The sequence below is a fragment of the Microcoleus sp. T2B6 genome, assembly GCF_036700475.1.
GTDB lineage: Bacteria > Cyanobacteriota > Cyanobacteriia > Cyanobacteriales > Microcoleaceae > Microcoleus.
This window is the reverse complement of sequence record NZ_JAUBOZ010000032.1, coordinates 31,742-46,455: the sequence shown is the minus strand read 5'-3', so window position 1 is coordinate 46,455 and position 14,714 is coordinate 31,742. Positions and strand designations below refer to the sequence as shown.

The following is a 14,714-nucleotide window of genomic DNA, read 5'->3' as shown; positions in this document are numbered from 1 at the left end:
ATGGAAAAATCTTGACAAGAAATACATACTTAGCTACCGTAAGGGTACGGTTAAGTAAGTTGCGTAGAAACCCGGTTTTTTCGCGTCCAAGACTAACCCATTTAAATTGTCTGTTGTGGTGAAAAACCCGGTTTTTTTAAGAAACCGGGTTTCTGAATTAGACCGAGTATGCCAAAGTCCATCTTGGGATATATATCTGTGTCCCCCTGCATTTGATACCTAAATAGTTGTGGACGCAAATAGGATAAAAAACCCGGTTTCGGCGTTAAAGTCGCTCACAACCTGTTATTTTGATTCTTAATACCAATTTTTTATGAGGTTGCATAGAATCCGATCCCCCCTAGCCAAGAGGGCGGGCACGGGGAGTAGGGGTCGCACCGCCCCTACTAAGGGGGGGACAAGATTCTTCTCTAAGTCAACCCCTACTCCCCAACAATCAGGCGGATTTAGGGGGATCGAGATATGTGCAACTTCACATTAAATTGGTATAACCGGGTTTTTGTGCCTCCCCGACTGAAAAAGATAGTTTTTTTATCGGAGTTCGTGAAGCACTCAATTTCTAGTCATCAAACCCATATTTTACCAAGAAACCGGGTTTCTCCCGCCCAGTCCTACTTATTAAGAATTACGCTGTAAAATATTGATAATACCTCTTTAGATTGATAGATATTTTGATTATTTCCTTTTAAATATGGTAGCAGTTCGCTGCCAATATTTAGGGTGAAATTCATGTTAACTTCCGGCCCGATTACCGCTCCCGTTCCCGTTTTTCTAGTTCTTTTAGCAATCATGCTACTCGCGCCGCTGGTATTTGAGCGCTTGCGACTACCGGGAATAGTCGGTTTAATTATTGCTGGCGTAATTGTCGGGCCCAACGGTCTCAATTTGCTGCAACGAGACGCTACTATTGTTTTGTTAGGTACTGTAGGATTGCTGTTTTTGATGTTCCTAGCGGGACTGGAAACTAGCCTCGACGACCTCAAACTCAATGCGGACAAAGCTGTCATATTTGGGCTGGCTACTTTTTCGCTACCGATGATATTGGGGACAGCAGCGATGTTGCTGTTGGGATATAGCTGGCTGGCTGCAATTTTAGTCGCTTCTTGTTTTGCTACGCACACCCTTTTAGCACTGCCAATTCTCACAAAATTGGGATTGATGCGAACTCAGACTATTACTACGACTTTGGGCGGGACTTTAATTACGAATGTGTTGGGGCTGTTGGTGCTGGCAATTGTTGTTAAAGCTTTCAAAGGAAATCTCACGATCGAATTTTGGCTGTTTCTAATTCCCTCTCTTGCTATCTACACTTTTGCTACTTTGTGGGGCGTTCCCAAAATCGGTCGCTGGTTCTTTAAGAAATTTGGACACGACGAAAATGCAGAATTTATATTTGTATTGGCAACCCTATTTCTAGTTTCTTACGCAGCAGAACTAATTGAAATTGAGGCAATTATTGGTGCATTTTTATCGGGGATTGCCATTACTCAAATTATTCCCAAAATGAGTCCCCTGATGAATCGGATTGAGTTTATTGGCAATACGCTGTTTGTGCCGTTTTTTCTGATTTCTGTGGGGATGTTAATTGACCCGCTAATTTTGGTAAAGCAGCCGCAGTCTTTGTTGGTGGCTGCGGTGATGATTTTAGCTGAAGTGGTGAGCAAGTTTTTGGCAGCTTGGCTACCGGGGAAATTATTTCGTTTTGAGTTTCCCAGCATTATGGTAATGTTCGGTCTTTCTGTTGCTCAAGCTGCTTCTACTTTGGCGGCGATTACGGTTGCTTTTGACATTAAATTGGTCGATCGCGTAACGGTGAACGGCATCATTGCCATGATTTTAGTAACTTGTGTGGCTTCTCCTTGGATTGTAGCTCGGTGGGGTCAACAAATGCAGCAGCCGGGGTCGAGTTTGCCGGCTGCTACTTCGGGAAAGCATTCCTGGGGAGACCGAGTTTTAGTACCTGTTGCTAATCCGAATACGGAAGATAATTTGCTGCGTTTGGCTTTGATTTTAGCAAAAACATCTCACGGAACTTTACTGCCGCTGCATATTTTGTCCGATCGCGGGGAAGCAATTTCACCGGCAGATAAAATGCAGCAAACTCAACTTTTGACGGCTGCGGAAACTGTGGCCCATGCGGCTGCTTGTGCGGTTGAACCGATCGCGAGGATAGATGATGCGATCGATCGCGGAATTCTGCGGAGTGCAACCGAACGCGAGGCTAGTTTAATAGTTTGTGGTTGGAAGGGATTTTCCACGACTCGCGACAATTTTTTTGGCAGCATCATTGACAATGTGGTAAGGCGATCGCCCGTACCCGTACTGATTGCTCGATTTCCCGATCCTCTCCAGAATACAGCCAGAGTTATTTTGGCGGTAACTGACAGCGAGTTGACTCGGTTTGGATTTCAGGAAACCGTGGGTATTGCTAAGAGTTTGGCCGAGGAACTTAAGGCGAGTTTGCAAGTGTTGTTGGTGGCGACAAAACGGGAACAAAGCAACCAAAGTGCGGCGGAGGTGGAAATTCTCTCTGAGATACCAGTAAATCGGGTGCGGGGAAATTTTATCAAGCTAGTTTCGCAGAATTTGTTAGAACACGATTTGCTGATTTTAACAACCATTTCTCAACAACAGAATTTGTGGGAAAAACCAGGAACTCTCAAAGAACCGGAAGCGATCGCCCGGACTCACCAAAATATTTCGATGCTTGTTGTTTATTTTCCTGTATCTTGAGGAATATTTGAACCGCAGATTACGTTATGAATCTGCATTGATCTGCTGTTAAGATTTAATCCTAATCCAACGGAATTGCGATCGCAAATTGGGTACCTTTTCCCGGTTCCGAAATACACTCGATCGCCCCGCCGTGTTTTTCGACAACAATTTGATAGCTAATCGATAATCCCAATCCAGTACCTTTACCCTCTGGTTTAGTTGTAAAAAACGGATCGAACAGTTTACACCGCGTTGATTCAGGCATCCCAGGCCCATTATCCTTAATCCGAATCACCGCAAAACTCTCGATTTTTCTTCCTCTTCCTACTTCTTCCTTCCTAACATCCGTTACATCCGTTACATAATCCGTTGCCGAACCTTCCTTGACTTCGGTGCAAATTGTGATAGTATTGGGAGCGCGTTCAATCTCAGCGTAAGTGCGCTCGCCGTTGGATTCATCCAAAGCATCGATCGCATTTCCGAGCAAGTTCATAAACACCTGATTGAGTTGTCCGCTGTAACACTCAACCTCCGGCAAAGATCCGTATTCTTTAATCACTTGAATTGCTGGACGTTCGGGTTTAGCTTTCAAGCGGTGCTGCAAAATCATCAACGTGCTGTCGATACCTGCGTGAATGTCGGCGGGTTTTTTCTCGGTGCCGTCAATGCGCGAGAAGTTCCGCAATGATTGCATGATATCGCGGATGCGATCGGTTCCTAGCTGCATGGAACCCAGCATTTTAGGCAAATCTTCCATGAGATAATCGAGTTCAACTTCTTCTGCGGCTTCTGCAATTGCCGGCACCGGCTGCGGATAGTGCTGCTGGTAAAGATTGACAATGGAAATCAAGTCTTGTACGTAATCGTTAGCGTGGTGGAGATTGCCGGAAATAAAGCCAACGGGGTTATTGACTTCGTGAGCAACTCCTGCTACCAACTGCCCCAAACTTGAGATTTTTTCCGTGTGCACGAGTTGAGCTTGGGTTTGCTGCAATTTGTGCAAATATTGTTCTAGCTGCTGGGATTTTTCTTGTTCTTTCCCGTAGAGTCGGGCATTTTCGAGGGCGATCGCAACTTGAGAAGTGAGCAACTTTAAAACTTCCAATCTTTCGGGAGAAAATGCACCCGCTGCTAAGTTGTTTTCCAGGTAAAGAATGCCTGTGAGTTGGCCCTGATAAATGACTGGATTGCAAATAATTGACTTGGGCTGACGGCTGACAACATACGGATCGGCGGTAAACAAGCCGTCTGAGGCTGCATTGTTTAAAACCAAGTCTTTTTGAGTTCTCGCAACATAGTTTACAATCGAGACGGGCAAATCTTGACTAATTTCAACTAAAAGGGATTGCAAGACGGCGGCTTGATTTTGCTCTGCCGTACAAGCTGCTTGTATCAAAAGATTGTCATCTTTGTAGAGCATCAGCACTGCTTTTTGAGCGGCGGCATTTTCTAAAAAAATTTTGATTAAACGGGCGAGCAATTTATCCAGGAAAATTTCGCTGGTAATAGCTTGAGATGCTTTGATGAATGTGCCGATATCTAAGGCATTGCTAAAATTGCTGTTGGTGGTTGTGGTGGTGGCGGTGACGGTTAAATCGCGGGTTTTGGTTTCTCGGTTGAGGGTTTGGGCGACTAATTGGGGATATCTGGCTTCTAAATCTTTGACTTTCGCGATCGCTCCCCAGCGGATGTAACCGTAGTAAGATTCTGTGAGATAGACTTGAGCGATTTTGTCTTTGTTGCAAGACAAATAAAACTCGGCTGCAAGTTCGTTGGCGAGTGCTTGTTCTTGGATGTATCCCTGCTCTTTGGCTCCTTGAATGGCTTTGTCATAATAATCTGCTGCTTCCCAATTTTTACCGAAAACACGCGCTTTTTCTGCCTCTACCAAATCGTATTTGTGCTGGTAATTCATGGGGGCGTGGTGCGCCCATTTCTGCATTTCTTCCTGATTTGCTGCTACTTGCATCAAGTGTTTTTCTTGTGCTGCACTGCCAGCAGTTGGATACACAGCGAGGAGGGCCAGGGAATAGTAAAAATTGTGCGTGACGACGATCGCAAAGCCAATTACTACTTGTGCATATCCGGCAGCTAAAGATGCGTTGGCAACTGCTTTTTCGGATTGTTTAAATAAGTAATAACTCAGCATTTTACCAAGATAAAAATTAAAAATTCCCAGGTTGTTATGGGTTTTTTTAAGTCGCGGCAACATTTCTTGTTCATTAAATTTTTCATCGACCACATGAAATTGATTGGCGGAGTTTTGTTGTAAGTTCAAAAGAAGCTGTCCCCATGTTTCAACTAAGTCTATCGAATGTTCTTGTTTTAGTTGCCGTGCTAAAATCAAGCATTGCAATTGTTTTTGTTCGACAGTGTTTAGCGGTTCTCCCATCAAAAAGGCACCTGTAAAAATGTTGTAACCAGCATAAATGCTATAAGTTAAATCTCCTGTTTCTAAGCCGCTTTGCATCGCCTCTTTTAAAGGTAAAATCGTCTCTCTGGTATGTTCTTTCCAGTGCCGGATAAAAGCGTTAAATGTGGTATAAACCTGGCATTTAAGTTGTTTAGAATTGAATTGGTCTAATAGCTTCAAAGCTAGCTTTCCCGAATGATATCCAGCCTCTATCTCTCCGAATACCCCAGCCAGCAGCAAGCCGTACCAACTATAGGCGATCGCCCCAAGTGCTGAATTACCCCGTTCCATAGAAAAATTGACCATGGTGAAGATAATTTGTGGCAATAGTTCTAATTTTGCAATAAAAATAGGAGAAAGAACAGCCGAGATTATCCGCATTGTGGCTAACTCATAGTCATCAGTCATTACCGGAAATTTTTCGATTTCATCAAGCTGAGGTAACTTAATTCCACCCAAACCCTCTCGGGGGATTTCAGATAGGGAATTTCCCAACATTCCCAAAGCTCTTAAACCAGTATCGATGGCTTCTATCATCTGGTTTTGAGACAAATAAGACTGGATTTGCAGTTCGTAGACTTTAACTCGATCGAGCAGGTTTGTAGCTTGTTGCAAAACGGCATCAGCTAATTCTTGCGATCGCCCAAAGTTAGTATTGAGATATTCCGCTTCCGCTGCTTCTACGTGCAGGTTCAGCGTCAAGTCATAATCAGTCTCCCAACTTGACCCCCCTACACTTCCCACGCCAAGGGGGTTGATGAGTCCCAAACCGACATTCAAATATCTGACAGCAGCTTCGTAAGCATTAGATGCTTTAGCTTTTTTCCCAGCGATCAGATTCAGTTTGGCCAGTTGATGTTTTTCTGTTTTTTCTGCGAGGAATTCAACGCCGACATTCAGTTGGTTGACAATATCAAAAACATTTTCTTCAATCTCGGAGGCGGGAGTATTGTCTAGCAGCAGTTGACCGATTTTTAAGTGCGTTGCTTGCTTTTCGCCGTCGGGAATCAGAGAATAAGCTGCTTGCTGCACTCTGTCGTGCAGGAATTTGTAGGAAATCTTCGATTGCTCGTAGGGGCTGTGCCCCCCGGCCCGCCCCGATCGCAAATTCTCCGATCCCCAGCCTCCAACCAGCGGAATCTTGTAAGCATTGCTCAACGGGAGAACCAATCCAGTTTGCAGTGCCGCCCAGAGTTCGCTAGCTGCTCGCGCCGGGGATTGTTCGCTGACAATTGACAAGACATCGAGGCTGAATGTATCGCCAATACAAGCCGCCAATTTTAACATTTGCTGCGTTGTTTCTGGCAGTTTTTCGATGCGGCTGGCTACCAGTTCCACGACACTTTTATCAGTAATGCCGATCGCCTGAATTTCCGCTAAACTCCACTGCCAATGGCCGCTGCTAAATTCAAATTTTAACAGATTTTCTTGATAAAGTGCTTGCAAAAGCTGCGTGATAAAAAAAGGATTGCCGCCCGTTTTGTGAAAGATTAACTCAGCCAGCAATTGCACCTTGTCGTTAACGGTGAGGGTATCGGCGATTAATTCGCAGACATTCGCAAAATCCAGCGGTTGCAAGACGATATGATGAACGGGAGTGCCCGTTTTTTCAATTTGCTCGATCGCCTGCATTAGCGGATGAGTCGGACTAACTTCATTATCCCGATAAGCACCGATCAAAAGCAAGTATTGACTTTCCGAATCGCCAACCAACAATTGCATTAAATTCAGCGATGCCGAATCCGCCCACTGCAGATCGTCTAAAAAGAGTACCAGCGGATGTTCTGCACGAGTAAAGACGCCGATAAACTCTCGGAAAACTCGATTAAAGCGATTTTGAGATTCGGCAGGCCCCAGTTGCGGCACTTCCGGCTGTTTGCCAATAATTAGCTCAATGTCAGGAATCACGTCAGCAATTACTGCACCGTTTGCACCCAAAGCAGCCGACAATTTTTCGCGCCAAGCTTGCAATTTTTCGCTACTTTCAGTCAGCAACTGCCCGATTAATGACTGGAAAGCTTGAATCAAAGCTGCATAAGGAATGTTGCGCTTAAATTGGTCAAATTTGCCATTGATAAAATAGCCGCGCTGCCGGACAATTGGCTTGTGAACTTCATTAACAATAGCGGTTTTGCCAATTCCCGAATAACCGGAAACTAGGACTATTTCGCTTCGCCCGTCATCCGTAGGGAGACGGCAGTGCCGTATCCCTACATTTTCACCGTCACCCGTAAGGAGACGGCAATGCGGTGTCCCTACTCTTTCAAAAGCAGCAAGCAGGTGATCGACTTGGGCTTCTCGCCCGTAGAGTTTTTGAGGTATTGACAGTTGTCCCGATCGATCCAACTGTCCCGGTACAAAATAAACAATTTCTCCAGTTGTCTGCCAACTATTCAAACACTTTTCTAAATCTGCCTTTATCCCCTCGGCAGTCTGATACCTATCTTCGGCATTTTTCGCCAAAAGCTTCATCACAATATCAGAAACAACTTGCGGAATTTCATCACCATTTTCTTGATTTGTTCTGCATTCACAAGGCGGCGCGGGATGTTTAGCAATGTGACAGTGCACGAGTTCTAAAATATCGCTGCTGTTAAACGGCAATTTGCCTGTCAGCATTTCGTAAAATGTGACGCCGAGGGAATAGAAATCGCTGCGATAATCTAAGGTGCGGTTCATTCTCCCGGTTTGTTCGGGAGACATATAGGCGATCGTACCCTCAACTAAGTTGGTACTGTTAATTTGGGGGTTTTCTTTGCTCAGCCGGGAAGCGACGCTGAAGTCGGTAAGTTTGACAGTTCCTGTTTCCTGGTTGATGATAATGTTGGATGGTTTTATGTCTTTGTGGATGATACTGTTTTGATGCAGCGAGTTTAGTGCTGATGCTAGTTGAATGCCAATGTTTAAAAATGCTGTTAAGTTGAGTTTTGTTGAGATTATTTTGCTGAGTGAGTTGCCGCCAAAGTCTTCTAAAATCAGGGCGAGACGGTTTTGATATGTTTCGAGACTGTAGGATTTGACGATGCTTTCTACCTGTAAATGCTGAGTAATTTTATATTCGTTTTTTAAGCGGGTAATTTGTTCGAGGGTGGGAAATTCTGCCTTGAGGATTTTGATGATGACTGGTTGTTCGTCTAATTCTCTAATGCCTCGGTAAATGCAGGTATTCAAGCCGTCGGAGATAGGGGCGCTGATTTGGTAGTCGGGAAGTGTCAAGGTATTCATTGAAATCATGTTGATAGCTGAGGTAAGTATATTTTTTCTCATGCCTGCGGCAACGATATGATGCGAGCGGGACGCTGGCACTGCACTCGAAAAATTATGATTCCGATTTCGGCGGAAACGATAGGATAGGGTTTAGTTGCTTATTATAGTTAACACAAAATATTATGTCAACCGCAGTTCCCCTTAGTACCTTAAGCGAAATGACCATCTTTGCTTGACAATTATGGCTAATAAGTTCTCGAAGTCTAGATTTAACTGTAAGTAGGCAATAGAAGCATTATCGATATGCAATTAAATATACCAAAGGCAAAGCCTTTGGCACCCCGATCGAGATAATTTCTCAGTATCTGGGAGAATTTTGAGAATATGGTGATATACCCCCTCTAGTTCAATAACGTAAAAATGAGCATCAGACCAAATTTCAGATGGTTTTCTTCGGTGGCGAGTATTTTGGGTTCGATTTCGATCGGCACTTTCAGCGACGCGACATCCTCTGTAAAAGCGGCAGAAACGGTTGTTATCCGCAAAGGTATTTTAGAATCGTCAATATCGGTTGCGGATTTGCGCGAACTCGCAGAAACAGGAAAAGTCCCCGCCAAACTGCAAGCATACGCCAATCTCCTGTCTGAGGAACAGCGGAGTAAAATTTTTCGGGCGCTGCAAGCGAAAATTCCCCTAAATGTAGTCGGCCTGAGCAACTTGCTAAATACGGGCATCGGCACTGGCATCCTGACGGATTTGACTACTGTCATACCCAGGCGCGACGGTGGGGGTGTGGAAGCGCTGCGATCCGCTCTGGTGCAGGGAGCAAAAGCACCGGAAGGCTTATCTATATTGAGTTTCATTGAATCTTATCCGAGCTCGCGGGTGGTGGTGGATCTCGATCGAGCTTTCGCTGTTTTGGGAAATATGAACGTAAGTTTTTGGCAAACTCAGCGCTTTATGGCGGCGATCGCACCTCAGTTAGCAGCGGTTAAACCCGCGTTTAAGCTGCCTTTCGATCCAACCCAGCCAGGCCCTAATGTCGTGCAGGTACGGGCGCTAGATTTGAACGATAGCGCCCGCAATCGACCTATTCCGGTTGATGTGTATTGGTCGAGAGCTGCGACAGCCGACAAACCGACGATCGTCTTTTCTCACGGCTTGGGTTCCGTCCGCACGGATTTGCGCTATTTAGCCGAGCATTTGGCGTCTCACGGCTATGTGGTAGCAGCTTTAGAACATCCGGGCAGCAACGAGACGAACACCAATGCTGCGATGGCGGGGAAGTGTCCGTTGCTAGCTCCTCAAGAGTTTTTAGACCGTCCCAAAGACATCAGTTTTGTACTCGACGAACTGACAAAATTGAACCAAACTGATGATAACTTGCAGGGGAAAATTGCGATCGACCGATCGATAATAATTGGCTATTCCTTCGGCGGCGCTACAGCCTTGTCCGTGGCCGGCGCCGAACTGCAATTGAGCGGACTCAAACAAAGGTGTCAAGGGGACTTGATTGGGTTCAGCTTAGGCGAAGGCATTCAGTGCGCCGCGGCCGGATTGCCCGAAGAACGGTATCAATTGCGGGATGGGAGGATTAAAAGGGCGATCGCCATGAATCCGATCGCATCATTATTATTTGGAGAAACGGGCTTAAGTAAAATTAAGATTCCCACATTAATAGTAGCATCTTCTGCCGACAAAACCACTCCCGCCTTAGCCGAACAAATTGCCGGCTTTCCGAAAATTCCATCTCCTAAATGGCTAGTCGGTTTTGTAGGAGCAACCCACTTAAGCGTCAAAGATCCGAGTACAACTTTAAACCAAGTTCGCCGACCCAGCACAGAAATTACCGGCGATGAACTTGTCGGCGACCAAGCTGTTAGCATACGCAATTATATTAAAGCTGTAAGTTTGGCTACCGCCGCTCAACTAACTGCCGAAGCTGACAAATATGCCGTCTTTCTAACACCAGAATACGCGCAATTTGCTTCTACATCGGCAATCCCGGTGCGGCTAGTAACAGAAATTTCCCCGGAAATTAATACAGTCGTGCAAACTTTTATTCAAAGGAATAAGTAGTGATTAGTGATTAGTGATTAGTGATTAGTGATTAGTCATTAACTAATATGATCTCTGGTCAATTACCCGAAATTAGGTAGGGGCGGGTTCACCAACAATATCTGCCAATAATTGACAATCTCAAAAACCCGCCCCGGCCGGGATATTATGGTCAATCGATCGGACATGATATAATATCAAATCCGGTGACATCGGAATTGATATTACCCACAGTCAGGACACCGCGCCGTGCCGTTTTCCTACAATTAATCGGGCGATGGTTACATCTTTCATCGAAGAAGATTGATGATTTTGGGGTAGGGAAACGGCACGGCCGCGTCCGAGATTGCTGAGGTCTATTTTTCTTCTTAAGCTGTTTCTGATATTTTTTGTCCGTGCAGGGGCAAAATATAACCAAGCGCTTTCACAAACTCTACTCCCCAACTGCGATGCCTAAAAAAAATCTTATCCCGCTATTGCTTCTGTTGGCAGCCCTGTTTACCCTTTACGGTGACACTTTAACTTTTCTCCCCAAACCTGTAAGAGATACTAGCGTGGCCAGTCGAAAGTTCTTCGTCGGGTTGTGGCCAGATTGGTTGAGGCCGAGAGATTTCAACGAGAAAAGGCAACAGGATATTGAGAAATTGCAAAAAAGTCCTAGCCCGAGTCGATAGTTTTGATCTACCAGCGAGAAACCCGGTTTCTCTAACAATACTTAGCCATTTTCTTGTAGGTTGGGTTAAGCGAAGCACAACCAAACATGACGATTTTAGATTTTGGATTTTAGATTTTAGATTTTTTATCCCATCTCTAATCTGTAATCGATTAAACTTGAGATTTGAGATTTTCCCATCGGTAAGGTGTGCATTGCACACCCTACAGATAGAGGTTAGGCGTCCAGGACTGTTTTAGATTTGTCCTCCCATCTAAAATCTAAAATCTAAAATCTAAAATTGATTAAGCCTGCTTTTTCAACCAGCTAAACATAGCTCGCAAATCTTTACCAACTTCTTCAATAGGATGTTCTGCTTCCTGACGGCGCATGGAGGTAAAGCCCGGTTTGCCGGCTTGGTTTTCGAGAACGAATTCGCGGGCAAATTGACCGGATTGAATTTCGCTGAGAATTTTACGCATTTCGGCGCGGGTTTGATCCGTGACGATGCGGGGGCCGCGAGTTAAATCGCCGTATTCTGCGGTATTGGAGATGCTGTCGCGCATTTTGGCGAGGCCTCCTTCTACTACTAAGTCAACGATAAGTTTAACTTCGTGCAAACATTCAAAATAAGCTAATTCCGGTTGGTATCCGGCGTTAACTAAAGTTTCAAATCCAGCTTTAATTAAGGCGCTCAAACCGCCGCACAAAACTACTTGTTCGCCAAAAAGATCGGTTTCTGTTTCTTCGCGGAAAGTGGTTTCAAGGATGCCGGCTCTGGTGCCGCCGATACCTTTAGCATAGGCCATTGCCCGATCGCGCGCTTGACCGGAAGCATCTTGATATACTGCAAACAAACTCGGAACACCTTCCCCTTGTTCGTAAGTCCGTCGCACCAAGTGTCCGGGGCCTTTGGGGGCAACCATTACTACGTCTACATTGGCAGGGGGAACAACTTGGCCGAAGTGAATGTTAAAACCGTGAGCAAATGCTAAAACATTTCCTTCAGAAAGGTTCGGTTCGATTTGTTCTTTGTAAATAGTTTTTTGAACTTCATCGGGCAATAAAATCATGATGAAGTCAGCAGCGGCGGCTGCTTTGTCTACCGGGTGAACTGTTAAACCCGCGTCGGTTGCTTTGGCTGCAGATTTGCTACCGGGATACAAACCGACAACGACATTCATGCCACTGTCTTTGAGGTTAAGGGCGTGGGCGTGTCCTTGGGAACCGTAGCCGATGATAGCCACAGTTTTGTTGGCTAAGAGGTCTAGGTTCGCGTCGGTGTCGTAATACATACGGGCCATAGTGCTTGTCTCCTGAGATGCAAATTGGGTGATTGACTGCAAAACTCTCATTTTATCAAAGTAGGGTACTTTTTTTGCAGAAATTTTTCAGATTAAGATTTGGGCGGGGGAAAATAAAAGGATCTCGCCCTGAATTTAGCAGGGTTTCTCGCAGAGTCTGCGATCGTCAAATATAATTGTCAATAGCGTGCTGTGCTTTTGGAAAAACCTCACATCTTGCACCATTCTCGCTTAACAGGCTTTTCGGCCTGTTCCACAAAGAGTGAATTTTGTTGTGGAACAGGCCGAAAAGCCTGTTCATAAAAAGCTTATTGAGAATGGTGTAACATCTCAGAAAAACGCAACTAACTAACTTTTTTAAAATGAAAATAAAAGCAATACATCATGTGGCGATTATTTGTTCGGATTACGAAGTATCGAAGAAATTTTATGTAGAAGTATTGGGATGCTCCATTATCAAAGAAACTTTCCGAACCGAGAGGAATTCTTACAAACTAGATTTGCGAGTCGGAAATGGCGACACCATCGAGCTTTTCTCATTTACCCATCCTCCTGAAAGAGTTAACAATCCTGAAGCTTGCGGTTTGCGGCATTTAGCTTTTGCAGTTGAGGACATAGAAGCATCAGTTGCTTACTTAAAATCCCAACAAGTAGAAGTAGAAAACATTCGCCTTGACGAGATTACAGAAAAACGGTTTACATTTTTCAGAGATCCCGACAACTTACCCTTAGAAATCTATGAAATTTAAGGATTATCCCGATTTTGTAAAGTCGCTCTTAAGTCAATATGTGGGGTGTGCATTGCCCTAAAAACTGCATGATTCATTCCCAATCTAAAATCTAAAATCTAAAACCTAACATTGTATAATGGACTATATCATCAGAAACACAATCACGATCGGATTGCCTGCTTTAATGCTATTTATAGCCATAGCAGCTACAGGGAAAACAGGTGACGCAGCCGTTTGGTCGGGTTTGGTTAAAGTCGGCGGTTCCTTTGGTATGCTGATCGGTTTAGGTGTGTTGGTATTTGTAGGATTTGTTGCAAATTATTTTAGTTATTTTGTGGTAGATAGCTTGCTGGTGAGATTTTATCAAAAGCGGCGAGTGTTGGGACAGGAAGAACAACTGGTAACAGAAATTGATAAATTGCTGATTACCAACGACCTCAAAATCAAGCTCAAATGGGCGGTGATGCACAGCATACCCAACAAAAACCTTAGTTTGAAGTACGTAATTTTAAAATGGTTTATTATCGCAGCAACTGTAAATACCGTATTGTCAATAGTCGGTTATCTGGGAGAATTCAACATTTTTTTTGAATTGAGTTCTCATTTTAAACTACAATATCTGCTGGTTGGTTTCTCTACTTTTATATTCTTCGCTCTCGTGCGCTCAAAAAAAATATGGTGGCTGGTGAGCGCATTTTGCATTATCATTAATTTGGCGGAAATTGTTCCTTGGTATTTTCCAGCGCCAGCATTTGCAGGAGCAACGCCCGGACACAACTTGCGGATTTTGCATTCAAATGTTTTAAGGAGTAATCGGCGATATTCTGAGGTGATCTCGCTGGTTCAAGCAGAACAACCTGATATCGCGGTTTTTGTAGAAGTCAACTCAACTTGGGCAAAAGAATTATCGGTTTTAAGCGAGATTTTTCCTTACTCTTCTACCCAGCAAGAATCTGAGAGATTTGGCAGTGCAATATACAGCAAGCTGCCTTTAGAAAATTCCTCTGTTAAAGCTTTTTCAAATCGAAGAAAGAGCTTGTTTGCGGATGTTAAATTTCAAGGTCAAATGATTTCTCTGATTCTTGCTCATCCGACAGTGCCAGTCAAACAGGAGAGTTTTATCGATCGCAATAAACAGCTAGCAGGCATCGGCGAGTATGCAGCCCAAGTAAAAAATCCGCTGATTGTGGTTGGGGATTTAAATACCACAATGTGGTCGCCATTCTACAAAAATATGGTAAAAACTGGAAATTTGCGAAATGCGCGATCGGGCTTTGGCATTTTACCAACTTGGCCGACTTTTATGCCGCTGGCTTATATTCCGATCGATCACTTTCTAGTCAGCAAAGAAATCGGTGTTTTGAAGATTCGTACTGGCCGCAATGTCGGTTCGGATCATTTGCCGTTAATTACAGATTTGGTCATTTGAAGGAAGTTAAAGCAGTGACTGATTAGAAATTGGATCTTTCATTATTTTTAGGAACGGGCAAGATGCCCGTTCCACAATCAAACTGAATTTTTGTGGCACAGGCCGGAAAGCCTGTTCTTCCCACAATAAAACTGAATTTTTGTGGCACAGGCCGGAAAGCCTGTTCTTCCCACAATAAAACTGAATTTTTGTGGCACAGGCCGGA

General features: G+C 44.4%; 7 protein-coding genes. 4 read left to right on the top strand and 3 right to left on the bottom strand.

All coding sequences use genetic code 11. From position 1 onward, the window contains the following. Positions 1-729 precede the first annotated feature (729 nt). The gene (locus QUA00_RS16055) at positions 730-2,733 is read left to right on the top strand and encodes a cation:proton antiporter domain-containing protein (RefSeq protein WP_333410205.1); all 2,004 of its coding nucleotides are present in this window, start codon (positions 730-732) and stop codon (positions 2,731-2,733) included. 61 nt (positions 2,734-2,794) lie between these two features. Here the strand turns inward: QUA00_RS16055 and QUA00_RS16050 are convergent, their stop codons facing one another. Further along, positions 2,795-8,353 carry an AAA family ATPase gene (locus QUA00_RS16050; RefSeq protein ID WP_333140469.1) on the bottom strand — a complete coding sequence of 1,853 codons (5,559 nt, stop codon included), beginning with the start codon at positions 8,351-8,353 and terminating at the stop codon, positions 2,795-2,797. A gap of 402 nt (positions 8,354-8,755) precedes the next feature. Here QUA00_RS16050 and QUA00_RS16045 point away from each other — a divergent pair, with 402 nt between their 5' ends. Next, on the top strand, positions 8,756-10,414 hold the full coding sequence (locus tag QUA00_RS16045; RefSeq protein ID WP_333140467.1) for an alpha/beta hydrolase: 1,659 nt from the start codon (positions 8,756-8,758) through the stop codon (positions 10,412-10,414). A gap of 936 nt (positions 10,415-11,350) precedes the next feature. On the opposite strand, the gene ilvC is transcribed toward QUA00_RS16045, so the two are convergent. Beyond that, positions 11,351-12,400, bottom strand: coding sequence for a ketol-acid reductoisomerase (gene ilvC, locus QUA00_RS16040; protein ID WP_333103730.1), 1,050 nt, complete (start codon positions 12,398-12,400; stop codon positions 11,351-11,353). A gap of 311 nt (positions 12,401-12,711) precedes the next feature. Here ilvC and gloA2 point away from each other — a divergent pair, with 311 nt between their 5' ends. Both gloA2 and QUA00_RS16030 read left to right on the top strand, forming a co-directional pair. Then, on the top strand, positions 12,712-13,098 hold the full coding sequence (gloA2, locus tag QUA00_RS16035; RefSeq protein WP_333410204.1) for an SMU1112c/YaeR family gloxylase I-like metalloprotein: 387 nt from the start codon (positions 12,712-12,714) through the stop codon (positions 13,096-13,098). Positions 13,099-13,216: 118 nt separating this feature from the next. Then, positions 13,217-14,509, top strand: coding sequence for an endonuclease/exonuclease/phosphatase family protein (locus tag QUA00_RS16030; protein ID WP_333306683.1), 1,293 nt, complete (start codon positions 13,217-13,219; stop codon positions 14,507-14,509). A 22-nt stretch (positions 14,510-14,531) separates the two neighbouring features. Here the strand turns inward: QUA00_RS16030 and QUA00_RS16025 are convergent. Continuing rightward, positions 14,532-14,714, bottom strand: a 183-nt coding sequence (locus QUA00_RS16025; RefSeq protein WP_333410203.1) for a hypothetical protein, incomplete at its 5' end; no start/stop codon positions are given.

Coding starts and splice junctions, on each gene's coding strand:
- QUA00_RS16030 (WP_333306683.1), top strand. CDS start 13,217: ATGGACTATATCATCAGAAACACAATCACGATCGGATTGCCTGCTTTA.
- QUA00_RS16045 (WP_333140467.1), top strand. CDS start 8,756: ATGAGCATCAGACCAAATTTCAGATGGTTTTCTTCGGTGGCGAGTATT.
- ilvC (WP_333103730.1), bottom strand. CDS start 12,400: ATGAGAGTTTTGCAGTCAATCACCCAATTTGCATCTCAGGAGACAAGC.
- QUA00_RS16055 (WP_333410205.1), top strand. CDS start 730: ATGTTAACTTCCGGCCCGATTACCGCTCCCGTTCCCGTTTTTCTAGTT.
- gloA2 (WP_333410204.1), top strand. CDS start 12,712: ATGAAAATAAAAGCAATACATCATGTGGCGATTATTTGTTCGGATTAC.
- QUA00_RS16050 (WP_333140469.1), bottom strand. CDS start 8,353: ATGAATACCTTGACACTTCCCGACTACCAAATCAGCGCCCCTATCTCC.